This window comes from Streptomyces sp. NPDC007808, assembly GCF_042868655.1.
Lineage (GTDB): Bacteria > Actinomycetota > Actinomycetes > Streptomycetales > Streptomycetaceae > Streptomyces.
Genome location: NZ_JBIAEQ010000001.1, coordinates 783,049 through 809,589, shown reverse-complemented (window position 1 = coordinate 809,589; position 26,541 = coordinate 783,049). Strand labels below are relative to the sequence as shown.

Annotated in this window: 18 protein-coding genes and 1 pseudogene; 7 read left to right on the top strand and 12 right to left on the bottom strand. The window is 65.2% G+C overall.

Features of this window, described 5'->3' with window-relative positions; genetic code table 11:
• Nucleotides 1-31: 31 nt before the first annotated feature.
• The 6 genes from ACFYNL_RS03600 to ACFYNL_RS03575 all read right to left on the bottom strand — a co-directional run bounded on the left by ACFYNL_RS03600 (nucleotide 32) and on the right by ACFYNL_RS03575 (nucleotide 8,367).
• On the bottom strand, nucleotides 32-1,516 hold the full coding sequence (locus ACFYNL_RS03600; RefSeq protein WP_388795771.1) for an RICIN domain-containing protein: 1,485 nt from the start codon (nucleotides 1,514-1,516) through the stop codon (nucleotides 32-34).
• Nucleotides 1,517-2,164: 648 nt separating this feature from the next.
• The gene (locus ACFYNL_RS03595; protein WP_388795768.1) at nucleotides 2,165-3,049 is read right to left on the bottom strand and encodes a carbohydrate ABC transporter permease; all 885 of its coding nucleotides are present in this window, start codon (nucleotides 3,047-3,049) and stop codon (nucleotides 2,165-2,167) included.
• The gene (locus tag ACFYNL_RS03590; protein WP_388795765.1) at nucleotides 3,046-4,065 is read right to left on the bottom strand and encodes a carbohydrate ABC transporter permease; all 1,020 of its coding nucleotides are present in this window, start codon (nucleotides 4,063-4,065) and stop codon (nucleotides 3,046-3,048) included. The genes ACFYNL_RS03595 and ACFYNL_RS03590 overlap by 4 nt, the downstream gene beginning before the upstream one ends.
• Nucleotides 4,062-5,372, bottom strand: coding sequence for an ABC transporter substrate-binding protein (locus tag ACFYNL_RS03585; protein WP_388795762.1), 1,311 nt, complete (start codon nucleotides 5,370-5,372; stop codon nucleotides 4,062-4,064). The genes ACFYNL_RS03590 and ACFYNL_RS03585 overlap by 4 nt, the downstream gene beginning before the upstream one ends.
• 1,101 nt (nucleotides 5,373-6,473) lie before the next feature.
• Nucleotides 6,474-7,010, bottom strand: coding sequence for a DUF6308 family protein (locus tag ACFYNL_RS03580; protein WP_388797287.1), 537 nt, complete (start codon nucleotides 7,008-7,010; stop codon nucleotides 6,474-6,476).
• A 130-nt stretch (nucleotides 7,011-7,140) separates the two neighbouring features.
• Nucleotides 7,141-8,367: a VWA domain-containing protein gene (locus ACFYNL_RS03575; RefSeq protein WP_388795759.1), complete on the bottom strand. Its 1,227-nt coding sequence runs from the start codon at nucleotides 8,365-8,367 to the stop codon at nucleotides 7,141-7,143.
• A 493-nt stretch (nucleotides 8,368-8,860) separates the two neighbouring features.
• On the opposite strand from ACFYNL_RS03575, the gene ACFYNL_RS03570 reads away from it, so the two are divergent.
• On the top strand, nucleotides 8,861-10,381 hold the full coding sequence (locus tag ACFYNL_RS03570; protein ID WP_388795756.1) for a TerD family protein: 1,521 nt from the start codon (nucleotides 8,861-8,863) through the stop codon (nucleotides 10,379-10,381).
• A complete protein-coding gene (locus tag ACFYNL_RS03565) occupies nucleotides 10,362-10,562 on the top strand; it encodes a transposase (protein ID WP_388795753.1) in 201 nt (66 codons plus the stop codon). The genes ACFYNL_RS03570 and ACFYNL_RS03565 overlap by 20 nt, the downstream gene beginning before the upstream one ends.
• Before the next feature lie 545 nt (nucleotides 10,563-11,107).
• Here ACFYNL_RS03565 and ACFYNL_RS03560 read toward each other — a convergent pair.
• Both ACFYNL_RS03560 and ACFYNL_RS03555 read right to left on the bottom strand, forming a co-directional pair.
• A complete protein-coding gene (locus ACFYNL_RS03560; RefSeq protein WP_388797284.1) occupies nucleotides 11,108-12,040 on the bottom strand; it encodes a transposase in 933 nt (310 codons plus the stop codon).
• Between the two features lie 1,017 nt (nucleotides 12,041-13,057).
• Nucleotides 13,058-13,513, bottom strand: a pseudogene (locus tag ACFYNL_RS03555) (TniQ family protein); the annotation flags it as partial.
• A gap of 435 nt (nucleotides 13,514-13,948) precedes the next feature.
• Here ACFYNL_RS03555 and ACFYNL_RS03550 point away from each other — a divergent pair.
• The 4 genes from ACFYNL_RS03550 to ACFYNL_RS03535 are packed head-to-tail and all read left to right on the top strand — an operon-like array spanning nucleotide 13,949 to nucleotide 20,314.
• The gene (locus tag ACFYNL_RS03550) at nucleotides 13,949-14,716 is read left to right on the top strand and encodes a TnsA-like heteromeric transposase endonuclease subunit (RefSeq protein ID WP_388795750.1); all 768 of its coding nucleotides are present in this window, start codon (nucleotides 13,949-13,951) and stop codon (nucleotides 14,714-14,716) included.
• The gene (locus ACFYNL_RS03545; protein ID WP_388795747.1) at nucleotides 14,713-17,091 is read left to right on the top strand and encodes a transposase; all 2,379 of its coding nucleotides are present in this window, start codon (nucleotides 14,713-14,715) and stop codon (nucleotides 17,089-17,091) included. The genes ACFYNL_RS03550 and ACFYNL_RS03545 overlap by 4 nt, the downstream gene beginning before the upstream one ends.
• Nucleotides 17,088-18,338 (top strand): AAA family ATPase, encoded by a 1,251-nt coding sequence (locus tag ACFYNL_RS03540; protein ID WP_388795745.1) that lies wholly within the window; start codon nucleotides 17,088-17,090, stop codon nucleotides 18,336-18,338. The genes ACFYNL_RS03545 and ACFYNL_RS03540 overlap by 4 nt, the downstream gene beginning before the upstream one ends.
• Nucleotides 18,335-20,314 carry a TniQ family protein gene (locus tag ACFYNL_RS03535; protein ID WP_388795742.1) on the top strand — a complete coding sequence of 660 codons (1,980 nt, stop codon included), beginning with the start codon at nucleotides 18,335-18,337 and terminating at the stop codon, nucleotides 20,312-20,314. The genes ACFYNL_RS03540 and ACFYNL_RS03535 overlap by 4 nt, the downstream gene beginning before the upstream one ends.
• A 12-nt stretch (nucleotides 20,315-20,326) precedes the next feature.
• Here ACFYNL_RS03535 and ACFYNL_RS03530 read toward each other — a convergent pair whose 3' ends face one another.
• The 3 genes from ACFYNL_RS03530 to ACFYNL_RS03520 form a co-directional block, all read right to left on the bottom strand.
• Nucleotides 20,327-21,799 (bottom strand): UvrD-helicase domain-containing protein, encoded by a 1,473-nt coding sequence (locus tag ACFYNL_RS03530; protein WP_388795739.1) that lies wholly within the window; start codon nucleotides 21,797-21,799, stop codon nucleotides 20,327-20,329.
• An 81-nt stretch (nucleotides 21,800-21,880) separates the two neighbouring features.
• Complete coding sequence (locus ACFYNL_RS03525; RefSeq protein WP_388795736.1) at nucleotides 21,881-22,789, bottom strand: DUF6083 domain-containing protein; 909 nt, start codon at nucleotides 22,787-22,789, stop codon at nucleotides 21,881-21,883.
• A 159-nt stretch (nucleotides 22,790-22,948) separates the two neighbouring features.
• Nucleotides 22,949-23,212, bottom strand: a complete 264-nt coding sequence (locus ACFYNL_RS03520; protein ID WP_388795732.1) for a helix-turn-helix transcriptional regulator — start codon at nucleotides 23,210-23,212, stop codon at nucleotides 22,949-22,951.
• Nucleotides 23,213-23,757: 545 nt separating this feature from the next.
• Between ACFYNL_RS03520 and ACFYNL_RS03515 the strand changes: the two genes are divergently transcribed.
• Entirely contained in the window at nucleotides 23,758-24,534 is a 777-nt protein-coding gene (locus ACFYNL_RS03515) for a hypothetical protein (RefSeq protein ID WP_388795729.1), read from the top strand.
• Nucleotides 24,535-24,917: 383 nt separating this feature from the next.
• Here ACFYNL_RS03515 and ACFYNL_RS03510 read toward each other — a convergent pair whose 3' ends face one another.
• Nucleotides 24,918-26,075, bottom strand: a complete 1,158-nt coding sequence (locus tag ACFYNL_RS03510; RefSeq protein ID WP_388795726.1) for an acetate/propionate family kinase — start codon at nucleotides 26,073-26,075, stop codon at nucleotides 24,918-24,920.
• Nucleotides 26,076-26,541 lie beyond the last annotated feature (466 nt).

The following is a 26,541-nucleotide window of genomic DNA, read 5'->3' as shown; positions in this document are numbered from 1 at the left end:
GCGGTGTGCACAACCGCGTCGGTCCAGCGGGTCAAACGGTGAGCCGCTTGAACTGCTGATGGGCGCCGGTCCCGCACTTGTACTGGATGAGGCGGACATCCTTGGAGGAGCCCTCCGTGACGTCCAGGCAGAGTCCGCTGTGCCGGGCCACCAGGCGGTAGTAGCCATCGCCTTGGTCCTCGAACCTCCATTGCTGGTTCTGGCCGCTGCCGCACTTGTACTGGTTGACGAAGGCCTTTGCGGTGGAACCACCCTCGACATCCAGGCACTTGCCGCTGTGCTGGGCGAGGATGCGGTAGTAGCCGTCGCCCGCGTCCTCCAGACGCCACTGCTGGTTGAGGCCGCCGTTGCAGGCGTACTGGAGGACGTGGCCGTTGTCGGCGGCGGAGTTGTCCTGGACGTCGACGCACTTGTCACTGTGCCGGGCCACGAGGTTGTAGTAGGGGCCGCCGCCCACGCCCTTGACCGTCCCCGCCGCCGCGTCGATCTCGACCTTCGGGTACCAGGGCAGGTTCATGGTGGTCCTGGTCGGGAAGGTCAACGGCAGCCAGACGTACGTGGAGTCGTTGACCGGGCCATTCCCGTTCATGGTGGCGCCGGCCCATCGGTCGCCCATGTACAGGAACGAGGTGTTGCCCGACGTGCCCTCGATGGGCAGCACGAACGTCGTCTGGGAGTTGTAGCCGATGCCGTCACCGACCTCCTTCATCTCCGACCAGGGGCCGGCGATGCCGGCAGCGGTGGCGTACATCTGCTGGTTGGGGTTCCAGCCGCTGAGGCCGGAGGTCAGCATGAAGTAGACACCGTAACGTTTGAACAGCGCCGGGGCCTCCCGGTTCTGGCCCGGCCAGGGGTTGGCGACCAACGGATGGTCGGCGTACCCGGTGAAGTCGGCGTTGAGCTTGTGGATGCGCAGGTCGGCGTTGTCCTTGGTGGCCGTCACGTGGTACGCGGTCTCACTTCCGTCCGCGTTCTTGTCCACGTACAGCGTCATGTCCCGGGACTCGGTGGTCTGGGTGGTGTCGTTGCCGTTCGGCGGCCGGAAGCTGCCCAGATAGTCATAGGGACCCTCGATCTTGTCGGAGACGGCGACGGCGGCCCTCGACTCGACGTAGTCCGTGGCGTTCTCCTTGTGCATCCACATGACGAACTTCTTGGTGGTGCTGTTGTAGATCACCTTGGGACGCTCGATCTTGGCGGATTGCAGCTCGGGATCGCTCGCCTGATTGAGGGCATCGCCTGCCCACTCCCACGTCTTCAGGTCGGCCGACTTGTAGACGGAGACGGCCTTGAAGGTGTAGTTCGGGTGGCGATTCTCCCCGAACCAGTAGTAGTAGCCATCGGTGTGCTTGATCATCCCGCCGCCGTGTGCGTCGACGGGGTCGCCATTGGTCCCGATGAAGTCGTGCGGATCGTCCAGGGTGACCGGGGCCGCCTGGGCGGGTGGCGCGACCAACAGTAGTGCGAGCACGCTGGCGCAGACAGCCAGCAACGGCGTGAGAACACGTCTGAGCATCATTGCTCCTCGTGAACGGGAGGGCGGCTTGGGGAAGGAGAGTCGAACCCGCCCTCGGGCGGCTCTTGGTCCCATTCGTCGATCTGAGCTGAGCTTGATCGGGAATGAGGGTTGACCCGTTGACCCCACTCTGGTCAGGGGCTGACATGCCGTGCGGGGTGGGGCCAAGATCGAGGGATTTGGCAGTGGGGTGCGTCCGCTGCCGGCCTTCGGCCGGGTCCCGTTCAGCGGACTTCCCCGAGGTGTTCGACGGCAGCCCGCCAGGAGTCTGGCGAGGCCGTCGTCACCGCGGTCGGCGACGCCGTCATCGGCGCCCAGCCGGCCTTGGCTGGTGCGGGGCGGATGGGGTCGGTGGGCTGTGAGAGGGGCTCAGATCAAACGAGGGACGCAGTCCGGGCACACGGAGAGCGTCCGGTCGGGGGCGCTCGACCGCTGGATGAGGCCCACGGATACGGGGGCGTCCGTCCAGCGGCTGCACCTGAAGCAGACGTCGGCATTCATCTGCCCGGAGTCTCCTGCTGTTGATCGGGAGGGGTGTCGTGGGGCGTGGGTACTCGTGCTGGGGAGGGACAGCCGCCGCTGCGTGCTCAAAACCGGCTCCAGGATGACGGGGTGGGAAGGGCGGGACGGGTGCAGCGCGGCCGACGCTCAGCCTTTGTTGGCCCCGAGGGTGAGCCCGCTGACGAACTGGCGCTGCAGCACGAAGTACACGATCAGAACCGGGATCGCGGTGAGCAGGGCACCGGCGGCGATCAGGTTGGGGTCGGTGAAGTACTGCCCGGAGAGGTTGTTCAAGGCCGAGGTGATCGGCATGTTCTCGCCGGTCGAGATGAGGACGATGGCCCAGAAGAAGTCGTTGTAGATCCAGATGGACAGCAGTGTCGCCAGGGCGGCCATGGCCGGACGGCACAGCGGCAGGGTGATCTGCCAGTACTGCCGCCAGACCGAGGCGCCGTCCACCAGCGCGGCCTCGGTCAGCTCGTGCGGCAGGGAGCGCATGTAATTGCTGAGTACGAAGGCGCAGAAGCCGGACTGGAACGCGACGTGGATGAGGACCAGGCCGAGGGCGGAGTCGTAGAGCTTGCCGCTCATCGTGATGCCGGGCAGGTCGATCAGCAGGTACAGCCGGTACAGCGGGGTGATGATGACCTGCTGCGGCAGCAGGTTGCCGGCCGTGAAGACCAGCAGGAGCGCCAGGTTGAGGCGGAAGTCGAAGCGGCTGACGTAGAACGCGACCATGGAGGACAGGAACAGCGTCAGCAGCACCGCCGGCACGGCGATCAGCAGCGTGGTGCCGAAGTAGCGCAGCATGTCCGACTGCTGGAAGGCGTCGGTGAAGTTGTCGAAGCTCAATGTGTCGGGCCAGGACACGTAGCCCTTGGCGCTGGTCTCTCCGTACGGACGCAGGGCGGCGAGGATCGCCCAGAGCAGCGGGGCGAGCCAGGCCAGTGCGGCTCCGGCGAGGAAGACGTGCAGCAGGATCCGGGCGGGGCGGATCGGCGTACGGGGCTTGGTCATCGCGGTGATGCTCATACGCGCCGCTCCTTCCGGAAGGTGGCCACCAGGTACGGGATGATCACGGCGAGCGAGATCAGCAGCAGGACGACCGCGATCGCGGAGCCGTATCCGATGCGGCTGGACTCGCCGATGATGTTGTTGGTCACGAGGATCGAGAGCAGTTCGGTGCCCTCGGCGCCCTTGTTGAAGACGAAGACCAGGTCGAAGGCGCGCAGGGCCTCGATGATGGTGACGACCAGGACGATGGTGTTGGTGGGCCGCAGGGTGGGGAAGACGACGTTCTTGAACGTCTGCCATTCGTTGGCGCCGTCGAGCGCGGAGGCTTCCCGCAGCGCGGGGTCTACGCCCTTCAGACCGGCCAGATAAAGGATCATGAGGTAGCCGGTGTGCCGCCAGGAGGCGGCGACCAGCACGGCCCAGAGGTTCAGGTCGGGGTCGCCGATCCAGTCGATGTAGTGGCCGGGCTCGTTGGCTCCGATGAGGCTGTTGATCAGGCCGGTGTCGGGGTTGTAGACGAGCTGCCAGACGAAGCCGATGACGGCGAAGGACATCACGACGGGCAGGAAGAAGGCCGTCTGGTAGACCCTGCTGAATCGGATCTTCTTGTCCAGCTGTACCGCCAGGAACATCCCCAACGGCATGGGTACGAGGATCAGAACGGCGAGCCAGATGACGTTGTGCTGGACGGCGGGCCAGAACTGCGGGTTGGTGGTGAACAGTTCCCTGAAATTGTCCAGCCCGACCCATGTGATCGAGTTGAAGCCGATGCCGTCCCAGGTGGTGAAGGCCAGCGCGATCGAGGCCAGCGCGGTGACCCACACCAAGGCGATGTGCAGGATGGTGGGCACGCCGGCCATGAGCCAGAGAGTGAGCCGGTCGCGCCGGGTCAGCAGACGTCGGTGGCCCTGTCGTACTCGCCGGCTCCTCCCCTTTGTCGACTGCGTCTCCGGGGGCCCCGGGGGCGGGGGGTTCGGCGCCGCCGGGGTGTTGGTGATTTCGGTCCCGGTACCGGTGTTCCGTGTGAGAGTCATGAGGTGGCGAAGATCGTCTTCTTCTGGCGCTCAATGGACGAGAGCAGGCTGTCGACGCCCTTGGGGTCGCGGATGAACTTCTGCAGCGCGGGTTGCATCACGGTGGAGGTGAAGTCAGGGCGGCTGTCACGGTCCATGAACTGCGTCAGGGACTTCGCGCCGGAGATCATCTCGTACGCCTTCTTCTGCAGCGGGGTGTAGGAGGAGGTGTCCGCCGTCCTGGAGGCGGCGACGACGCTCGGGTCCGACTTGAGGTAGAGCGCCTCGGCCTCCGGCGTGCCCAGGTACTCCAGCAGCTTGACGGCACCGGCCTTGTTCTTCGGGGCCTTGGAGAGCATGAAGCCGTCGGTGGGCGCCTCGACGGTGTCCTGGCCGTGGGCCGGGTCGATCTCCGGGAAGGCGAAGAAGTCGAGGTCCTCCAAGGCCGCCTTGTCGGTGAACTGCTGGGCCACGAAGGTGCCCAGCAGGTACATGCCCGCCTTCTTGGAGGCCAGTGTCTGGGCCGCGTCCTGCCAGGTGCGGCCGACCGCGCCCTCCTGGTGGAACGGGAGGATCTCGGACCACAGGTCGAAGGTCTTGCGCACCTTGGCGTCGGTCCAGGAGGCCCGGCCGGCCATCAGCTCGACGTGGAAGTCGTAACCGTTGGCACGGAAGTTGATCTGGTCGAAGGTGCCCATCGCGGGCCAGGCGTCCTTGTCACCGAAGGCGATCGGAACGAGCCCGTCCTTCTTCATCTGCTTGCACAGGGCGACGAAGTCGTCCCACTTGGTGGGGACTTCGTAACCCTTCTCCTTGAAGACGCTCTTGCGGTAGAAGATCGCCCACGGGTACGTGTACAGCGGGACGAAGTAGTGCTTGCCGTCCTCGCCCTGGCTGAGCACCTTCATCGCGACGGGGAAGTTGCCGCCGATGGTCTTCCACACGTCGTCGATCGGCGTGGCCAGGCCCTTGGCCGCGAAGAACTGCATGCGGTACCCGGCGAACCAGTGGAACACGTCGTCCGGCGTGCCCTGCAGGTAGGAGTTGATCTGCTCCTGGAAGGTGTTGTGGTCCTTGATGTTCACGTCGACCGTGACGCCGGACTTGTTCCTGTAGGCCGCGTAGATGTCCGCGTACGCCTTCTTCGGCACGGCGTCCGACGCGTTGGAGCCGACCGTGACGGTCTTCGGGTCAGTCGCCGTGGCACTGCCGCCGCAGGCGCTCAGCAGGGGAATGCCGGCCCCCAGCGCGACCGCCCCGCCCAACCCACGCAGCAGCGTGCGGCGATCTGGAGCGGGAGAGGAGAGACCGGAGGAAGAGAGGTGCATGACGACTCCTGGAGCAGAGCAGCGACCATCGGGATCAGACCGCAAGGGCACAAGGTCAATCAGAATCAAACTAGATCAAACAGTGGACCCCATGAGAGCGGTTCGATCTACCGAACGTCAAGAGGTGCGCAATCCCTTTTTGCGACCCCTACGAAAACCCATGACCTGGGAAATCGCTTTCCCCTGCCGCCAGTTGAGGGGATTGCCGCAGGGGGGACGCGATGGGGGCGCTCCCATAACGCGCGTGCGCCTGCGCCGCACATTTCGAGCACATTTCAACGTCTGGGCACAGTCGCCCCCCGCTTCGGCCCCGCGCGCCTGGCCGCCGAAGTCAACCGGTGGCTCGCGCGCGCCGACACTCCCTCGCGCCTGACGGGCACCGGCGCCGTAGCTACCGAGCCCGCCTCGTCATCCACGCGGACGCGAAGCTGTGCCGCACGGATGTCGGCGTCATGGCCCTGGTGGTACAGCTGTCCGCCGGTCTCCAGTGGCCCAAGCGGGAGGCGGCCAGAGGCTTCAAGGCGTGGCCCCGGTCCTGGCCGCGCGCGGTCTCGAACGGGCCGCCGAACCCACCACCCCGGACTCCTGGTGCGTGGCAGACTCCGCGCCCCCGGTACTCCCGCCTCGGCGCATCGGACCCGCTATGCCGACCGACGCCGCAGAAGGGCAAGGTGAAGTACGGCCGACGGCCACTGGCGCCGCCACTTCGGAGAGCTGCCCGGACTCACGCGTATGCGTACCACGGCTGGAGAGCTGCCCGGACTCACGCGGATGCGTACCACGGCTGATTCCCGCATCGCCTCGATCATCGTCCGCAGCGACGTCACACGGGCCGAAGCCCCGCACGACCCAGGTTTGCGCTGACCCCCTGACCCTGGGTCGACCAGGAAGCCTGGTCACACGCGGTGTGACCAGGATCGGTAGTTGGCACTGGACAACCTTCGTGACCTGCACCGATGCCAATTAGGTTCAGCACCTGCAGGTACGGAATCAGAGAGATAGTTGGCACTTTGGTACACCGCAGGTCACAGGGTGTCTCGCCGGGAGCGCGGGGGCATCTGCTCTCCGGGCAGAGGTCTCCCTCGTGTGTGGCCGACGACTTCAGGTCCCGACGCAGCTTCTCTGTTGGTGGTCCGTACGGTGATGCATCCAGAGCACCACGTCGCACACCCGCAACGCACTGACTGTCGCGGGGAGGTCGGCGGACTGCCGTAGGGCCAACAGTTCGCGGTGCAGCGCGTGATTGTCGGCACTCAGCGCGCCATGCAGGTCGAGCCAGAATGACCTCGGCCGACCGAGAATGCAGCGAACGACCTGATCGTAGACGGGCAGCAGCCGCGGCCGCTTTCGGGCGAGGAGCTTGCCGGCCGTCACCCACCCGATTCCGGTCTCGTTGCAGAGGACGCGCCAGGCAGTGTGGGCCGGCGACCCTTCGGCCAGGTCGGCAGCCTCGGCTTCCGCCATGTCGATGTCGAAGGGAACGCTGCTCAGCAACTTGGACAACCGGACACCGAGATCGCCTTCAAGGAGGTCGAGGGCGGCCTGTGCGGGAATCCTGACCGACAGGGTCTGCACAGCGATCAGATCATCGGCGGTCACGACGTTCGCGACCGCCTGACGGCCCCCTCCGCCGGCCAGATGCTCAAAACGCCTACCGTGAACGGCGCTGCTTCACCGAGCTGGCCGGTGCCGTAGTAGCGGCGGAGATTGGATACGGCCTGATCAGAGGTGATGAGTCTAGTCAGTCGGTGGATAAGTGGCGGTTGGCTCAATGCCGCAACCAGAGGGCGAAGGCATCGACGAGCCCTGCATAGAACCGCTCGTCGGGCACCGATCCCGGATTCTTGCTCGCGTCGTAGAAGGCGACGTTGGTGAAGGAAGCGGAGACGGATGCGTTGAGGTTCTTGTAGAACGCGAGCTTGCCGCGCCCGAACCCGACGAACAGCCAGAAGACCCCGAGGGATGCGGTGTTCTGCAACAGGGAACGGACCTCGGCCTTGTCCCAGGGCTCATCACCGACCTGAGTCACGATGAAGGCGGGATCAGCGGCCCCGGACTCCTGGTAATGCCCTACTGCACGACGCATGGCGTCGGCGACATTGCCCCACCCCCAGTCGACCTGAGTGTGCAGCTGCCCGATGCGACCGCGGTAGTTGTCGAGGCGGATCTCCTCCAGGAATGGTTCCCTTCCGCTGGAGAAGACCACGGGCACGGTGCCGTCGTCATCGAGGTTGGCCGATAGCGCCAAGACGCGCTCGGCGAAAGCTTGCACTGCGAATGACTCGTACAGCTCTTCCATGTGCCAGTCGTGATCCAGAATCAGATATACCGCAGCCCGCCGGTTCGTGATGTCCCGGTCCGCAAGGGCCTTGCCGGCCTGTCGTGCTGGAGAGAGCAGTCCGGGGGCCAGCCGTTCGACCTTGGACAGGTCCACCGATGGCCCCGCAGAACTGGAGTTCTGGCGTCCTTGGGCGGGAAGTGGCACAGGGGTTGCGGCTGGCTCGGATTCGACATCGACGCCGTAGTCGGTCGCGAGACCAGCCAGACCGGAGGCGTAGCCCTGTCCCACTGCGCGGATCTTCCATCCGCCATCTCGTCGGTAGAGCTCCGCCAGCACCGCGACCGTCTCCCCGGACGTGAAGTCCGGCGCTGTGAACGACCTGGTCGGCGAGCCTGTCTGGGAGATGGAAAGAATCGGTGCACGGGTGAAGACCGCGCCCGGCTGCAGCGGATCGGCACTCACGACGACAACCAGTCTGTCCACGTCAGTCGGCACGCGCACAAGATCGGCCGTGACCGCCGAGCCGGTGATTGATACGCCGTCCTGAGCCGGGTGGTTGTAGAAGACCAAGTCGTCGTCGGTCCGAACCCTGCCGTTCGCTCCGAGTAACAGTGCCGAGACATCCGCGGCCAACCCCTGAACCGACACCGTCAGTACCACCGGCGCCGTCAACAGCCCGGTGTTCTCTCCTTTACGCAACGACGTCGTCTGCATCCTCGCCCCCTTGATCGCCGAGAGGGAAACGGTAGACCTCTGACGCCCGACCGTCCCGGCTTTGGACAGAATTCGCCCCTGCCGAACTTCCCCAGGGGCCGATGAGCCTCGCTCGTACTCCAGAAGCATCTGTTAGTGCCACACTGTGCCCCCGGGAAAGGGGTGGACCATGGGATTCGGATTCCGTGTCGGTGTGCCTGGGATGAGTGTGCGTGTCTCAACACGCGGTGTGCGGACCTCTCTGGGGCCACGTGCGGCGAGGCTCACTGTGGGCAGCGGCGGAGCAAGGGTGTCGACGGGCCTCGGCCCTTTCTACGCGTCCAGTTCCCTAAGCGGCGGTCGTCGACGTACCACCACACGGCGTACCACGCAGACCCGGTCGGTCACTCCTTCGGCCGCCCAATTGGAGCGAGCGCGCCGCCAGGCAGAAAGAGCACAACAGGAGGCGGAGCGCGACGCCGCCATCGCTCAACTGCAAGAGCTGAGACTGCAGATGACCAGCGTCCACCTGCAGTCCTTCGCCGCCGCGCAACCGCCCCTGATCCCAGCCGCTCCGCATCTCGGTCTGCCATGGGCACTCGCCGAGGCCCAAACCTTCCACCTGCAAGGAGTGGGCCGCCTGGCACGGGCCGAGCGCGCTGCCGCCAAACAGCGCGCCCAGCATGACGCTCCCGAATACCTGGCCACGGAGACGGAACGTCTGCACGCCGCCCGGGAACAGATGGTCACTGAGGCCGGCCAGTGGTGGCAGGCACTGCTCTCCAACGACGAGGCCACCGTCTGCGAGGCAGTGAACACCGCCTTCTCCGACAACCCTGCCGCCGGCTGCGCAGTCGGCGTGGACGGCTCCGTCCTGTCGGTCGTCATGCGACAGCAGGACCTCGACACGATGCCCACCCAAACCGCCGGCCTCACAACCAGCGGGCGCCCCACCCTGAAGAACCTCACCAAACGCGACCGGATCCTGTGGTGGCTGACGGCCATGGGCTCCAATATCGTCGCCACGCTCAAAGAGGGCTTCGCAACAGCGCCCGGCATCGAAGCCATCGACTTGGCCGTCCTCACTCGCCTGCCCGACACTCAGCGACTCGGCTTTGTCGCCTACGGCCGCTGGACACGGCACGCGATCGACTCGACGCCTTGGCGGGAGCCGGACGACGCCCTGCGCTTCCTGGACATCGGTCAGGACCTGGCCTGCTCCGTCACCACCACCGCTTCCGGCAACTTCTCGAGCACCCTCAAGCCTCTGGACACCACCCGCGTACCTGGCCTCCAAGACCTGCTGGACGGCGCCCAGGACGCCTCCGACTCCGGCGAGTCCTCCCTCGCCGGCCTGGACATCACCCTCGGCGCCAACGCACCCTCCGAGCCCCCGGCCAGGGCCGACGACCCGTACCGGATCAGGTCATTCGCCGAGTGGAAGCAGCGGACTCTCTCCCCGTCCCACCCCACGCCCCATGTTCCCCCGACGGCGTCCACTGCGCTCATTCCGGGCCAGAACCTCGTCCTGCCCGAGGAAGCCTGGCAGGGACTTCGCGTCTCGTTCAACTTCGCCGGCGCCGACGCCGACCTCACCCTGTTCCTGGTCGGAAACGACGGCCGGGTCTCTGGTGACGAGGACTTCGTCTTCTACAACCAGCCGTCCGCTGCCGACGGTGGCGCACGCCTCCTCGGCAAACAGCAGGAGGGCCACCAGACAGTCGAACGCGCCATCGTCCATCTGTCCGCCCTGCCCGATGGGGTGCAGCGGGTCGCCATCGCCATCAACATGGACGTCGAAACCGGTCTGACCTGCGGATCCCTCACCCACGCAGCCCTGGATCTCGACTGCGCAGGCGGCGTCGGATGGACCTTCAGGCCTCCCGCCGACCCTTCCATCCGAGCCATGGTCATCGCCGAGCTCTATCGGCACAGTGTCGACGGCCACCCGCTATGGAAGCTCCGGGCCCTCGGCCAGGGCTGGGCAGACGGGCTTGACGGCCTCGCCCGCGCCTATGGAGTCGACGTCGCATGATCTGAAGAAGGGCACGCACACGGTTGGCGTCCAACGCCAGTACACCGGCCCCGCCGGCACGACCGAGAACGCCCAGGGCGCCGTCTACCTCACCTACACCTCCCGGCACGGGCACGCGGGTATCGACCGTGCCCTGCACCTGCCCAAGTCCTGGACCGGCGACGTCGAACGCCGCGAGTAGGCCGCCGTCCCGGACAAGGTGGACGTCACCACCAAGCCGCAGCTCGCCCAGCAGATGGTCGAACGCGCCCTGGACACCGGGGCTCCGGCCCGCATGGGCAGCCGCCGACGAGGTCTACGGCGACAACCCGAAACTCCGAGTCGCCCTGGAGACACGCGAACTGGGCTACATGCTCGCGGCCTCGTGCCCCAACCGCTGCCCCACCCCGGCCGGCTCGCAGCGCGCCGACCACCGCAGCGCCTGTTCATCGCCATGACCGTTCAACCAGTCCGCGACACCGCCCACCGACAGCGTTGGTCAACCTGGCCTCGACGCCACCAAGCCACCCTTCACCCATGAAGATCACGATCTACGGCTGGAGTACTAGGAAGTCAGATACCGATACCGTCTACCCGGTTGCCCAGTTGTCGCCTACGCAGCACGGTAGGCAGGGCAGGTGGAGCCAGCCGTCGGTGAGGTCGAATACTCGCCATACCGTGAGCCTCACCTGACCCGGCGATCAGCCTTCCCACTCCACCGGACTGCCTCATCGGAGCGAGAATGTCTCAGTCATCCGCCGGACTGTGATTCGTGGGGCCGGCGCGCTTAGAATGCCCCCTCCTTGCGCTACGGCGCATTACCATCTGAATCGAAGCCAGGGCTGACCCTAGGTCATCACCATCGGTAGCGGCGTCAAGCACGGCTTGATAAAAAGGCCCCCAAACTCCAGCATCAGACCATTCGCTAAATCGCCGGAACGTCGTTTGCGCTGACACGACGAAGTCCGGCGGAAGCTTTAGCCACGAACAGCCAGATGTCGCGACAAATAGGATTGCCGCCAACGCATCCCTATCACTCGTCCGTCGCAATCGTTGGCTCTCACCGCAAAGCGCTACACCTGCAAATAGGCGCCATACAGAATCGGAGAGAATCTCTGCACGGACATCTCCCACATTACATGGAATTCGATCTGAACTCATGGTTAGCGTAGTGGGAGCTGCATAAGGCAGAGTGGCCTGCGGCTCCCCTCCAACATTCGCGCCGCGTGATTCGATGTTGGGCTCGTCAGCGATGCAGTCAATTGCCGCAACCCTGAGATCCAGCCCTTCATCGCAGGCATTCGCCAGTAGGCCCGAATACAGTTCAACACGCCGCATAAGACGCAGCGTGGAACCCCGAGAATCCATGTAGGTCATGCGCGTCAACTGCGACGAGAGGTCTTGAGTGCTCTTGCCTTGTCGGCGCATCATTTCAGCCGCGGGACTACACATACGCTCACCCTGCGTAACCCCACTCCATAGGAGCACTGATCCGATCGTAGAATCTTTAGCTTTCCTCAGCCCGTCAAGGCGCGGTAAACCATCCAGCAATACAAGCCAATCAGCCACGCTTAGGCTGTAATCCGCCATTCGATCGCGCCGATTAGCAAAGTCCACCCGTGTTGTCGCGGCATCAAGATGTTGCGCCACATTTTCGACGGCCGTATCGAACATCGCCATCAATCCAAGGTCATCCAGTTGACTTTGGAGCCACTTAAGTGACTGCAGTGCTCGACTCTGCTTCATATCCAAGATAGATGCACATTCACTCCAGGGGAGCCCTGAGACTTGCTGGACAAGCCGCAATGATGCGGAACGTCGAAGGCGGCGCTCCATTAGCCCATCGAACGCCGGTAGGCGACTAATGAGATCTGAGAAGTGAGCTTCGAGCCAAAGCCGAGGGAGAAATGATGGGATTTCAGTGATCTTATACGTATGAGCAGTTGGCGTGACTCTTAGCCTCACACGAGACGTTGCGCCGTGAAGCCGGAGTGATGTCGCACGCACAAGTGCGGGTGAGAGTTCCTTGTGATTACACACACGATTCGCCAAGCTGCGTGATCTACGATACGCCTCACGAACGATTGGCTCTATGCGAGCGCGGAGGGATTCTGGTTCCCGATCCCCTAGAATTGACTCTGCAGCGACCAACAGTGCGCCACAGATTTCCGAGTCCCCAGGGGCTCCCTTCATCAGCATACGCCCTGACCACCTGTTCTCTTCGTCGGCCTCACCGAGGCCCGAGAATAGATCTTCAACGTGGTGATCGATGCAGCCAACCAGGCGCGATGAAGGCAGGTGGCCCGCCGCCAGTGGCCACGTCAGTCGGACAAGATGGGTCACGGCGATCAAATCCGGGAAGATCATTGACCGAGTGAGCGGATTATCCGCCTTCTCCTGTTGCCGACCATGAAGGTGGTCCAGGAGGCGCCTCTGCAAGTCCATCAGCATCTTCAATTCGGCACTAGAACGAGACGCTTCAATGCCGTTCCGACTTCGGTCTAGGAGGGAGCCGCAAGGAACGCTCCGATGCCGCTTTCCGAGACTCCGAAGAGGCCCGAGAACAGGAACCCTATTTCGACACGCCACCGGATGGATGCCAATCATGGACGGGTTCTTTACAATCTCCTGTTTCTCTCCGCTTGATCCGTTGATCAGCTGTCCACAGCTCGGACAAAGGTGTTCCAGCAGCCGACCATGACGGATGCAGGCGAAAACAACAGGCAGATGCCAGAGAGTACTCCAAGGACCTCCAAGGGCGTTCTGCACGGGACTCCCATCGCCCAGTAGGCAATCAGGGCAATAACGACTGCTGGGTAAAACCGCCCAATTATGTGTTGCACCGGTGCCAACGCGCTTTTCACCCACCCTAAGCCGACCCAGTGCGGGATACGTGTCCGCGAATCCCCGCAGCGTGAGACCATTCACCTCGTCTGCAGTAAGGCGCAATGTGTGTGCCACATGTGTTACCGAATGTTGCGGCAGACTTCGGAGGCTGGAGTATGAGCAAGCGCGCCCTGGCGTTACGAGCTCGCATAAACTGGCAATACGTGAAGGGGAGAGACCTAGACGGTAGGAAATGCGGAGCAAGAAGCCCGCTAAAGATTCCTGCGGTAGAGGGTCCAGACTTCGGGGCAACTGCCTAGAGCTCATGACTGCCATCCACGCGCCTTCAATAGGTGCACCGAGGTCAAAGCTGGGCCGACCAGGTTGCCTGGGAGATCGCATGATCACGCCCACGTCGCTTCAACGATAGATAGATCATCTCGATGCATCGCGCAACGCCCTCCCAGCCCAACAGAACAGCTCGCCTGTCGTCACGGAAGACACACGGGATGACATTCACTCAATCGTGTGACTCTCGAAAAGACTGACTACCTCAGATCGCGAGGTAAGCCGTACCGTCCTAATGCTCTTAGCGCACAGATCATGGGGCGATGTCGGTGAAGTCGGTCAGGGGAGTCGCAGCAGGTGAACTCGACGGATCCGAAGGACGGTTGGTCCTGCCGATCGTCAGTGCGCTCCTCCGACGCCGCGTGGTCTGACGCTTGCCGTCTTGAGGATCTTGCAGTTCTGGATGCCGGGTTCATGGACTACGTGCAGTGGTTAGATCTTGATGAGAACTGGCCCGTACGGTGGACCACGACGTGGAAGTTCGGCCGGAATCTCGTAACCGGCCCGGTGCGCGACCTGGACAAGGTAGACGTCGGGCGGAGCGCTCCTGTCCGCCGCTTCACGTGGCGCACTGACCAGTCCCACCGTCCGGGGCTCGAGTACCTGATGGCAACGGACAGACACCATGGTTTTGAGAGCCATGAGGAAGAGTGTCTGCTGCTGGTCTCAGACTTCGCCTCCGGGCTGGTGGAGGCCCTGTCTCAGCCGTTCCGGCTGCGGTTCACCGCCGAGGGGAGGAAGATCGAGCACACGCCGGACTTCCTGTTGGTGACTGACTCCGGGCTTTTCCTGATCGATGTACGTCCGGCCGGCCGGATTAAAGCGGAAGACGCTTTGAAGTTCGCCGCCTCAGCGGAAGCCGCGCTGTCAGCGGGCTGGCGGTATGGCGTCGTGGTGGGGTGGCGCCAGCATGTGCTGACCAACGTGGACGCACTGTCGGCGGAGCGGCGCCCGTTGCCGGACGTACTCGGAATCCAGACGCAATTACAGGAGACGGCCGCGCAAGGGCCCCTGTCGTACGCAGAGTTGGTCGAGCGCTGCTGCCTGCCGGCTATCGGCCGGGCGCATGCGTTGCATCTGCTGTGGAGTCGGCGTCTGGGCGTGGATTTCTCCGTACCGTTCGGGGACGCGAGCCTGATCCGGCTGACTCCGCGGCAGCACCACCGGGGGCTTGAGCGGTGAGCACCGCAGTGGAGGCCATGTGGACCCTGGAACCGGGCGCAGAGCTGATCGTCAGCGGCGCCGCGTGGCGGATCCAGTCCTGTCTGCCTCACTTGGGTCGGGTGACGCTCGTCAATGACGACGGCGAGTCGTGGAAGACTTCAGTCAGCGAACTGATCCATCGTCCGGACTGCCGCCCTTCGACTCGGACCCGTACAGACCTGCCGGCCGCTGACCGTGGTCGCCAGCCGAAGTCGATGGACGACCTGGAACCGGTGCAGCGCACCATCGTCATGCTCCGGCTGGAGCACTTGCGCGAGGTCGAGACCGGCTACCGCAGCGGCGACCCGCTGGCCGCGCTGCCGCATGAACCGCGCCCGCAGTACGACCCGGACACAACAACGCTCACCCAGCGTCGGCTCGCGAAAGTACAGGAACTACGCCGAGCCGCTGCTGAAGCACCCACACAGGCGAAGGCGAACGGCCTGCACCGGGTGAGTCTGCGCACGCTGGTGCGCTGGGATACCGGACGAGGCAAGTGCGGTCCCGTAGGCGTGGCAGATGACCGGTGGTTGCGGAAGGCGACCGGCCACCAGATCTCGCCCGAACTGCGCGAGGCCCTGTACGCGGTGTACGCCGAGGCGCAGCACCGCTCGAAACTGACCATGCGGGAGAAAGAACGCCTCATCCGCCAATACATGCGCGAGGTGTTCGGCTCGGAGAATGCCAAATCCGCTGACGAACAGCACGGGCAGATCCCCGGCTACGACACCCTGCGGGCCATCTGGAGAGAATGGTTCGGCTCCAACGGGGCTCGGCAGCGTTATGCGCGCTCGGCCGCGAAGGCGAAGGGGTACGCGACCGGCCGACACGTCGTCGTGCACCGGCCCGGACAGGTGGTGGCGCTGGACACCACGGTACTGCCGGTCAAAGTCCTGGAAAACGTGTTCGGCGATCCGGTGTCGGTGTACCTGACACTGGCTTTGGACGTCTACACGCGCTCGATCGTCGCGTTCCGGCTGAGTCTTGTCTCCGACACCTCGATGGACGTGGCGATGGTGCTGCGGGACATGATGATGCCGCTGCCGATGCGTCCGGACTGGGGCCAGGACATGGAATGGGCCTATCCCGGTGTCCCCGGCACGGTGGTCGCGGACTTCGCCGGGCACGAGGTGGCCGGGCTTCCGTTCTTCGCCCCCGAGACCGTCACCACCGACCACGGCGCCGTCTACCGCAACCATCATCTGGTCGAAGTACAGCGCGTCATCAAAGCGAACATCAAGCCCAGTCGCGTACTGCGTCCCACCGACAAGTGGTCCGTGGAGCGGACGTTCGGCGCCATCCAGTCACTGGTGTTCGGCATCCTGCCCGGCTATCAGGGCGTGGACACCGCCGACCGCGGCGTAGACCCGGAGGCCGACGCCTGCCTGACGATGGCGGAGCTGGAACATCTTATCGCCACGTGGATCGTGAAGGTCTGGCAGAACCGGCGCTTCGACTCGTACGCGCCGAGCTGGGACCCAGGCGGCGCTCACAGTCCCAACAGCCTGTTCGCCGCCGCCATGGCCCAGGGCGGCTTCGCACTGCGGATTCCGTCTGCCGAGCTGTACTACCAGTTGCTGCCGCGGCACAAAGTCGTGATTCACGGCAAGCGCGGCGTGAAGATCAAAAACCTCTGGTACGACGGCGACGCCCTGGGTCCCTACCGCGGTGAGCTCTCACGTCGCGGTGGGCGGCACAAGAACAGATACGTCATCCACCGTGACCCGCGCGATCCGTGCTTCGTGTTCTTCCAGGACCCTCGCACGCACGACTGGCACACTCTGCGCTGGACGGGGCTGCCCGACGAGGGCAAGGTGCCGGCTTTCAGCGACGCCCGGGTACGCGAAGCCATGCGGGAGCTGCGCCGACGGGGCCTCGCGCCCAAGCCGGATACCGAACTACTTCCCGTACTACTGGAGTTGATCGGGAAAAATGTCCCGGTCGACCAATGGCCGACGCAGTTGTCGAAGAAAGAGCGCACCGAGCATGCACGTGAGGTGGCTCAGGCGGCCGCGGCAGCAGCCGACCGCCCCACAGGCGCCACAGCCAAGAAGAAAGCCAAGCAAGAAGCAATGCCTTCACCCGTCGTCGCCGTTCCGACAGCTCGAGCCGGCTCCGGCGACGGCAAGGTCGTCCCCCTGCGCTGGAAGGAGCGCGCTCAGCAGGGCGAGGATGCGGTGACCCGCGAACGCCGACGCCGCCGGGAGGCCGCTGTGCCCGAGCAGCCCGCTCCGCCCCAGGATCTGTCCGAACGGCTGCGTGCCTCAAGTTTTATGGCCCTGCCTGATGACGACTTCGACGATGAGGAACCTGGCCAGCCGACCGCCAGGACCGAGGAAGAAGCCAGCCAGTGAGCCTCGAATGCAGCAATCCTTCCTTCCTGCCCGGACCCCCGCTGGATCGCACCACCTGGGAAGGCTGGCAGCGCTGGTGCGAGACCCGCAAGGACTTCATTCCCGCTCCCGTGCTCACAGCAGAGGAGTTTGCTCGCATGTCACGACGCCAGCAGCGCCTCTACAACCTGTACCGGATCGCCACGCACAGCAGCCTGCCAATCGAGGCCACCCCGATGAGCGAGAGAGTCGCCAACGCGGTACGAGCCAGGGTCGAGGAAGGCGCTTTCAGCCACAAGGCCGGCACGCGCGGCGGGATCATGGTCAATGGGGACGGCGCCCAGGGCAAGACGGAAACAGTGTGCGAGGCGATGGCACTCTTCATGGAGGAGTGGCTGCACTTGCACAACTACATGAACCCGGATGCGATGCCCGGCACTCGCGATCTGGTCGCACCGGTCGCCTACGTACGCTGCCCGGTGAAGGCCACGCCCATCTCCACCTGTCAGCGCATCCTCGACTTCTACGGCGAGGACTACAAGGGCATGCGGCTTGAGGATCTGATCCGCACCGTCAAAACGGCGATCATCGAGCACGCCACGAAGGCGCTTGTGATCGACGACATCACCCGCCTCAAGCTCCATCGAGAAGCCGATCAGGACGTCCTGGACCTGATCCGCGAGATGATGAGCATGCCCGTCACGCTCGTGCTCGTCGGCGTCGGCATCCCCACTTCAGGGCTGTTGCGTGATGGCAGTCGTGATCCGAAGACGGGTGAGTGGATCTATCCGCCGGTGAGGGACCGCGGCCGCAGCCCCAACGACCACGCCGCCAGTCAGCACGAGCGCCGCTTCCAGGTGGTCGATATGGGTCCTTTTCGGTACGGCACTGCAAAGGAGATGAAGGCCTGGATTACCCATCTGCGCGGATTGGAGGGCCACATGCGGCTCCTGGCGGACACCAAAGGCATGCTCACCGACGGCGACATGCCGGAGTACCTGTTCCGCCGCACCGGGGGCATCGTAGGAGTACTGGAAAAGCTCATCCAGCGCGGACTACGTCTCGCCATTGAGGACGGCAGCGAGCGGCTGACGAAATGCCTTCTCAACCAGTTCACCGTCACCCCCGGCGACATGCCCGACCTCGACGCCGCATCCGGCGAACAGCCCACTATCCCGCCGCACGAAGCAACGGCGAAGAAGAAGCCCAAGGGCCGCAACACCGTGTTTGACGACGTTGGTCCGGAAGCCGCCGGGTCGGCGGGGTGAACCGGCTGGAGAGCCGGGCACTAGCCCGCAGCCTGGCCCCGTTGCCTGAAGAGTCGCTGCCCGGTTTCCTGCTCCGACTCGCCTGCCGACTGGAACGGTCGCCTGCCCGCATCGGCAAGTTGTGCGGGCTCAGCACCATGCACCGTCGCCTGCCCGCCGACTATCTGCTCACGTTGCCTCCGCAGCCCGCTGCCACCCTCGGTGAAGCCACACGGCTCTCCTCTGCCGAAGCACAGGGGCTCACCCTCGCTGGGTCGGGGCTCGCCTCGACATACGCGCCGCTCCGCACGACCCGTCTGGACCAAGGTCGTAACCATGCCGCAGCGCGACGGCGCTGGGCGATCAACCTGTCCAGCCGCTTCTGCCCCCAATGCCTGGCCGGCAACGGAAGCCCAGTACAGGATGCACTTGGTGGTGCGTGGAAGCTCCGATGGCACCTCCCCGTCGTGTTCGCATGTACCAAGCACGCGACGCTGTTGTCCAGTGCCTGCCCACAGTGCGGCAATCTGGCCAACCGGCCCCCCGGAACGGAGCGCTCCGGCCTGCTCATGCAGCGGGCCGCGATCGGGCTCCATCCGGCACAATGCCGTCAGCCGCTGGACAGCGCCCACTCGGCCACGACCGAGAGCCACCGCTGTTGCGGAGCCCGGCTCGATCGGTCACCCAGCAAGGCACCGATGATGACGCCCGAGGAACTTGATCGCGTTCTCGCTCTTCAGCTCCGCATCGAACGGAACCTGTTCACCGGGCCTTCCCACCGCACAAAGAATGATCCCTACTTCTTCCTCGATCTGGTCGCCGTCGCTCATCTCATCAAATGCAGCTGGCCGTTAGGTGCTCCCCTGGTCGGCTCGGCACGCTTGTGCTCACTGATCGACAGCCATGCAACGGTAATCGCCCGGCAGCTGGATCTGGCGCACGACCGGGGCGAACGGTCATCCAGTCCGTGGCCTGCTCCTGACGATCCAGCTCAATGCGCCGCCCTCCTCGTTGCGGCCGCCCAGGTTCTCAGCCACCGGGATGAAGGCGATGCAGAGTTCCGGGACCGAGTGCACCCGCTGGCGCGCACAGCACTCGAGCGGCTGACGCCGAACCAGGCCGCAGGCTTCCGTCGTATGGATTTCTCACCGGTTCTCGCCCGTGCACTGGCTCGTAAGTTCAACGGCTTTTACCGGGCGGGCGGCCACCGTGGCTCCAGCCTCAGAACACCATCGCGGGAGTGCGTCTTCCGTATCGAGCACGTTTCAGCGTTACTGCCCACAGCAAGTGCGGCCCTTCACTTCACCCCGCTCCAGGAACGCCTGGGTCCCCTCACAAACTGGAATATCCGCCATCTGCGCCGGGCCACCTCACTGAAGCTTGCAGAGATGGCGGCAGGTGGCACGTGGTCCGAGTGCGCTGAAGCCCTCGGTATTCCCTGGGCCACAGCACAGCAGAGCCTCAGAGTCCTCAAGCAAGTACTGGATCCGACGAAGTCGCGGGCGGAATTCGACCGATCAGTTGAACGAATCGCCTGTGACCTGGACTCAGATCCACAACGCATCGACTACGCGAAGCGACGTCGCGCTTTGCACTCTTGGCGCCTGTCCGAAGCAGCATGGAGCGAGCTGTCCGATGGACTCAATACGTTCAGTGGCGCACCGACCTCGCCTAGCCCGGCAGCCGCGACCGTCTTGGTTTGGGCTCAAGTCACTCAAGGCGACTACCTGCACAGTCCTGTTCTCCGTGACCTGCGTGCGTCCGGAGGCGACACCAAGTACGTGGTCGCCAGCCTGAACCAGGTCCTCCGAGCTGCCTGCCGGCGTAAGGGGGAGAAAGCACTGCTGGCTGATCGGCTGGGGCATTTCGCAAGTCGTCTGGCACTCGTGTGCGATCAGACGCGCGGCAGCCAGCTCATTACGGACGCTGTCCTTGCTGAGCAACATGTGCAGGGCCGAGAGGAAGAAGGGGCTACCTGGTGGCTCGGGGTTCGCTGACCGCCAGAATCATCAGCCTGCAACCATGCTGGAAACTGTTGGCGGTTCGACCCAAGACAACCCCCCTAGGTCGAGGCGGCGGCGTGCCCGGGTCACGGCTACGTATGCGAGGCGTGCGTCAGCGTCCTTGATGGGCTCCGGAATTGGGCGGCCCTCGGCGTCGCATTGGTCAGTGTCCTTGGGCGGTGGAAAGTCCTCACCGATGCGGACGGTCTGCCATTCTCGGCCCTTGGCCTTGTGGGCGGTGGACACAATGACGTCAGCACGGTCCTCGCCGGTGAGCTCGTTGACCGCGGTGAGAATGGCGTCCGGACCATGCGTGTTGACGAGGTCGACGAAGGGCTGGAGGTCTCCGCCAGCGGGGTCGTACGCCGCGTAGTCCTGCACATCTCCCCAAGACGCGAAGAGGACGAGCTCCGGATGGCTGGTGCGGCGGCCTTCCTTGAGGTCACGAGCCGCCAGGGCAAGTGCGGCAAGCGTGTGGCCACCGCGGGCCAGAGCGACTCGGCGGCCTGCGGAAAGGAGACGCATGACTTCGGCCATGGCGCCGATGTTGGTGCGGCACAGCACCGCGTGCGGGTGGGTGACGTCGCCGACCTCCGTAGGGATGGATTCGCTGCCGGTGAGACGGATGGGTGCCTCGGCGAGTTCGAGCCAGTGGTTGGCATGCTCGGCGAGACGTGGGCCGAAGCGGAATGAGCAGGTCAGCGTGAGGGCAGTGGCGTCGAAGTCAGTCATCACATCGCGTGCGCCGCGCCAGCCGTAGATGGCCTGGGCAGAATCGCCGACCATGACGAGTTGGGCATGATCGCGTTGGGCGTTGAAGACATGCTCCAGCACCGGGTTGGTGTCCTGGGCCTCGTCAAGGAAGAGGAAGTCCGCTGCCATCTTGGGCTCAGTCAGGGCCCACATCTTCAGGTAGTGGTCGTGTTCGAAGCGGACCACGCCCTGCTCGGGATCCTGTAGATCGGCCCAGGCCTTGGTCGCGAACGGCATGACGACGTCCGTGAGCTCGGCGTGTTCGTCGTTCGCCGTCAGTCGGCGAAGGCGCGGCACGTGGTGGCGAGCCAGAGCTCGATCGGCGGAGTAGCAGAAGCGTGTCACGGTTCGTAGCGCCGTGTGGGAGAGCGTCTTGTGACTGATCTCGTGATCACCGATGCGGACGGGCCGGGTGATACCGAGGGCCTGGCCGGTCTTCCAGGCTGGTTGGCGTGGGCCGTTGAGTCGCCTCACATAGCGGTGCCCGAGCGCCGCATACGCGGTCGCATGGGCCGTTTTGCACATCACCGTGCGGGGGAAGCGTGCGGCGGCGTCACGAGCGATGTCTTTGTTGAAGGCCAGGTAGCGACCGTGGCGTTTTGTACTGGAGGCGAGCATCGCGAGGGTGGTCGTCTTCCCGGTACCGGCTCCCGCTTGCAGGACGAGGTGGTGTCCCGCCCGGAAGGTGTCGGCGGCTCGGACTTGTTCGTCGGTCGGGGTAGGCACAAGGGCTCCTCAGGAAGAGGCGGAGCGGGACGGAGCGCTGAAACGGGCTGTTGTGACGGCTGGGGAAGGTCCTCGAGTTCATCAGCTCCCACGGTGCGGTGCGCGGTCAGCTCGGGGTGCCTTGCTGCCATAGCCAGCAGGCGCCCGGCGTCGGGCGAGCGTCGGGAGCCGGGTGCGGATGTGCTCGTGGTGAAGAAGCGGGTCGAAGGGCTCCCATTCGGCCAGCGCCACATCGGCGGCCGTCGGAATGGCGGCGTGCTCAGGGCAGCGTTGAGCCCGCCAGCGAAGTTGCTCTGCATAGGACAGACCGGTGAGTGAGTAGACGGCCATGAACTCGCCAGGCAAGGGAAGTTGGCCGTGCGATGTGGTGGAGGGCAGGAGAGTCCAGACACCTGCCCGCGTGTCATGGGTGAGGAGTGGGCTGGTGCAGCGGTGACGTCGGCGGGTCTGGGCAACGCACTGGATTTCGTCCACGGGGTGATTGGCGAGGTAGCGGAGATACAGGAGCTGCACGACGGGACGGGCCGGACGGCAGGTAGTGCTCGCTGACGCTTTGGTGTCCGGCAGGGCGGGAGGGGGAACGAATGCGCCACTGTCGATCAGGCGACGGGTGTTGACCGCCAGAGCGCGACGCAGCCCTGTCAGTTCCGGCGCGGCCGGATTGGTGTCGCGAGCCGGACACACCATGGCGTGCGGCAGGCGGCACCAGCCGCTGCCGTCCCCTGCTGGATGTGCGACGCCACTGCTGACGTGCCAATGGCACGATGGCGGCACTTTCTCAGCAGGCAGCTCGTGAGGATGCAGGCGGACGGGCCGTTCGTTGGTGCTGTGGTACCACTCGATTCGGTTGCCGCAATCCCGGCACCGGTCACCCTGACCGCATCGCAGCAGACGGCTTGCGCTGTCGCTGCTCAGGCGCAGGGAACGCCTCCTACGGACATGGAAGAGGCTGCCGTCCCAATGGCGTGAAGGAAGGGGTGTTGAGCGCATGCGGGCGAACCTGCCAGGCAACACGCCGACCAGCCGGCGTCACACCGCTCATGTCCCCCGGACTGCCGCATCTGATGACACTGATTTTCGAGCGCCCGAACACGGGTTCGTAGCCAGTCACCGATCCGGGCGGATGGCAACCGCCGCTCGCAATCCCCGTCACCCGTCGGCGTGTTTGGGGGGCTGATGCCCATTGCACAGGGCGGCGAAGAGTTCATCGAGAGGGGTGTTCAAGGCATGCGCAAGGGCATGCCAGGACTTCAGAGTCCCAATCGTGCGGCCCTGCTCGATCTCGATGAGCGTGCGCCGGGCGAGTCCACTGCGGGTAGCAAGCTCGTCATAGCTCCATCCGCGGACCGCCCGGAGGCGCGCGAGCTCCAGGCGCAGGGCCTCGAAGTCCGGATCGGGCGGGAAGATCGTCACCTGACCATCCGACGGGGCAGACCACTGCCCTGTCAGTGCAGACCTCTGCCCTATTTCTGCCGGTGAGGATGCGAGCGAGAGGGCAGAGGTCTGCACTACCGTGTGCGGCCGTCGCTCTCGCACGAGAGGACGACAGCGCGGGATCGATTGGGAGGAGCGCGCGTTCCATGAGACTCCGTACAACACGCTCAGCGAAGCAGCGTGCCTGGACAGTGGAACTGCGGACCGGTTCAGGCGGGCCGCAGCTTGTTTGTCGGCAGTGCGGCATCGGGGGCATGGTGCTCGTGGCCGCCTCCGCACGCTCAGCGGCGCTCGAGCATCTAGTGGGACATGCCCGGCGTGACGCTCTGCCGTCATACATGCGGATCTGCCAGTGCCGTGAGCGAGGCTGCCGCTGGCACCCACGCCACCGTGGCTGTGCAGGACCTGTCCGTCTACTTCTCACCCGCGAGCGGGGCGGCCGCCTCTGGCGGCTTGCGGATGCATGTACGGCATGCGCGTCGGTGACGGAACAGGCCGCCGTGGTGCCTGAAAGCGTCCCGCGTGTGACCATGACGTCTTCCGGAAGCAGCGTCGCGCGGCGTCGCAACCGGCGGCCCAAGGGTCCGGGTGACCAGATTCGGGTGCGCGAGATGCTCAGCTACCTGGCCGCTGCCCTGCCCAGCCACACCGGTGCTGCGGCCCGGCTGCTCGCCGTGCAGTGCGCCCTACGCATGGATTCAGAGGCGAAAGTCCGGCTGGCGGCCGGCGTGATGCGCAGTCTTCGTCTGGGCCGTGACCCGCTTCCGTGGAGTGAGTTGGAGCAGTCACGTTGGCTCCGCAGAACGCCTACTGCGACCGGGGCAGCCGACGGCGTGGTGACCGCCCAGCTCCTCGACGGCGTGTTGTTTACTCAGAGTCCCGCGCGTCCGGACCGCAGGAGCGCCGCTGACTGGGCTCTCCGTATGGCGAGCGGTGGATGTATGGCCGCCGGCAACCTGTCTCTGCGGCTTACCGCTCTCTGCCTTGCGGCGCACACAGATGCCTCCGCTGGTCGAGGATGTGCCGAGTTGGAGCGGATCGCGCGTGAGTGCGGACTCGTTCCCGCGGAGCTCATCGCTGTGCTCGATCGGTTGGCCACATGTCTCATCGGCTGGCACGTTGTCTCCAGCTCGGGAGATCTGCACTGGGAACTGCTGCCGGAGGCATCGGTATCAGCGGACAAGCGGTCGATGTGGCACCAGGGTGACACCGGAGAGCGAAGGGAAAACAGCCATCTCACGCTCGCCGGCATCGACCTACCGCTGGAAGGGCAGTCACGCCGGTCCGAGCAGGCAATGTAGGGGCGGCGCCAGCCATCCCTCGTGGAGCTCTTCTTTCACGACGGCGGCGCGGGTACTTCTCGTGCCGCGGTGCGAGCTCCGCCAGCTCGCGCTCTCCTCCGCCGTGCACCGGGCACGTGTTTCGGCGTCGGCAAAGCCGTGGGAGAACGGTACCCGCCAGGTGTGTACCGCGCGCAGCTGTGCCCGGCGCAACTGTGGGTGTCGATCTGCCCTCATGGCGTGGGGGTCCGTGACGACGCTCGTGGGGCCCACGGCGAGCACGCTACAGCCCTGGCTCCGGGCCTCGTCCAGGTGGTCGTCCTCGAAGGCGACGTCCGTTATCTGGTAACAACACGACTGGCCACGCACCAGACATGACAACAAACTTGTCCAACTGGTGACAGCTACCGTGTCCGGTCAGCAACGCCGAGCACCCGTCGGGTCTCGACGGCGATCTGCTGTGTCTCGCCGGTTGCGACCACGAGGACCGGGACACTTCTCACCGCCTGATCGATGCGCCGGAGGCCTTCACGCATCAAATCCTCCAGTTCGGGGACGAGTAGCCCGCCTCGTACACCGAGAACAGTCAGGGCCGAGCAGATCTCCTCGCGAACCTCGGGTTGGTCCTCGCCGATCTCGCCGGTGAAGACCAGCGCGTCCAGCCGGTCCAGCGAGGCGGCCATCGAGGCGATGCCCCTGCGGCAGCTGAGTGTGAACGTCGCCAGCGCCAACGCGGCCGCGGCATCACCCTCCGCGCGGGCGCGCACCAGGTCCCGGGTGTCTCCTGAGGTACCGGAGAGACCGAGCAGACCGGAATGCCGGTGGAGTGTGTCATCCAATTCGGCCGTGCTCAGACCGTGCCGCCGCTGCAGCCACAGCAGCGCGCCGGGGTCGAGGCTGCCGCTGCGCCGGCTCATCACCAGGCCCTCCAGCGGAGTGAGGCCCATGGTGGTGTCCACGCTGTGTCCGTTCCGGACGGCGCAGGCCGAGCAGCCGCCGCCCAGGTGCACGAGCACGACCTGGAGGTTGTCGACGGGTCGGCCCAACGCCTGCGCCGTCCTTTGCAGTGCCCACGAGTAGGAGAGCCCGTGGAAGCCGTACCGGCGCAGCCCGTATTCGGCTCGCCATCGCTCCGGCACGGCGTACGTGCGCGCCTGTGCCGGCAGATCCTTGTGAAAGACAGTGTCGAAGCAGGCGACATGAGGAACGTCGGGCAGGAGTTCCCGTGCGGCATCGACCACACGCAGGGCAGGGGTCACGTGCAGCGGCGCGAGATCGGCGACGTCCCCCAGCAGAGCCCGTACGGGTGTGTCGATCAGCGTATGTCCAGTCAGGTGCGGACCGCTGTGGACGATGCGGTGACCAACCGCCGCCGGAGCGGGCACCTCGCTGAGGAAGTTCCGCAGTTCCGCCGCCGCAGCAGGCCCCGGAGGCTCCGAGGCGTCTCGCTCCGCCACCCGTTCACCGTCCGCCGCGAACAGAGCGATGTGGAGGCTCGAAGAACCGGCATCGAGGACCAGTACGTGACCATCACGGCTCTCGTGGGAGCGGTCAGCTCTCATCACACACCTCCAGTGCCCCTGCGTCCTCCGGCACGGTGCGCCCGCCACGGAGTGCGCTCTGCCCTCATGGTCGGCCTGGGTTAGGAAGACGCCGATGTCCCAGCCGCCGTCCTCCAGGCGGTGCCGACGTTCCGGCCACGTCGGACACGTCGACCTGCTCGCTCGCCGCGAGGGGGCACCATCGGTGTCCGCCTGGCGGTGCGGCAGCGCGGTTCCTCCCGCAGGCCGGGGCGAGGTCCCGGGCCGAATCGGAGGGCAGACCCCGGGTCGGCGCCAGGACGGGCCGCAGGTTCCTGCCGTTTGTGACCGCGTCGGGTTACCTGGTGGTCCCTGCTGCATGGCAGGCCTGTCGTGCTCCGCCGCTTCCCCAGGCTGCCACGACAGGGAGGGATCCGCCCGTCCACCCGTTCGCCCAGCAGGCAGCGCCTCCGGGCCGGGGCACTCCTGACATGCTGACTGTGCCACC

Coding starts and splice junctions, on each gene's coding strand:
- ACFYNL_RS03585 (WP_388795762.1), bottom strand. CDS start 5,372: ATGCACCTCTCTTCCTCCGGTCTCTCCTCTCCCGCTCCAGATCGCCGC.
- ACFYNL_RS03560 (WP_388797284.1), bottom strand. CDS start 12,040: ATGGCGATGTTCGATACGGCCGTCGAAAATGTGGCGCAACATCTTGAT.
- ACFYNL_RS03510 (WP_388795726.1), bottom strand. CDS start 26,075: ATGAGAGCTGACCGCTCCCACGAGAGCCGTGATGGTCACGTACTGGTC.
- ACFYNL_RS03595 (WP_388795768.1), bottom strand. CDS start 3,049: ATGAGCATCACCGCGATGACCAAGCCCCGTACGCCGATCCGCCCCGCC.
- ACFYNL_RS03575 (WP_388795759.1), bottom strand. CDS start 8,367: ATGCAGACGACGTCGTTGCGTAAAGGAGAGAACACCGGGCTGTTGACG.
- ACFYNL_RS03525 (WP_388795736.1), bottom strand. CDS start 22,789: ATGCGCTCAACACCCCTTCCTTCACGCCATTGGGACGGCAGCCTCTTC.
- ACFYNL_RS03570 (WP_388795756.1), top strand. CDS start 8,861: ATGACCAGCGTCCACCTGCAGTCCTTCGCCGCCGCGCAACCGCCCCTG.
- ACFYNL_RS03600 (WP_388795771.1), bottom strand. CDS start 1,516: ATGCTCAGACGTGTTCTCACGCCGTTGCTGGCTGTCTGCGCCAGCGTG.
- ACFYNL_RS03590 (WP_388795765.1), bottom strand. CDS start 4,065: ATGACTCTCACACGGAACACCGGTACCGGGACCGAAATCACCAACACC.
- ACFYNL_RS03550 (WP_388795750.1), top strand. CDS start 13,949: ATGGACTACGTGCAGTGGTTAGATCTTGATGAGAACTGGCCCGTACGG.
- ACFYNL_RS03565 (WP_388795753.1), top strand. CDS start 10,362: ATGGAGTCGACGTCGCATGATCTGAAGAAGGGCACGCACACGGTTGGC.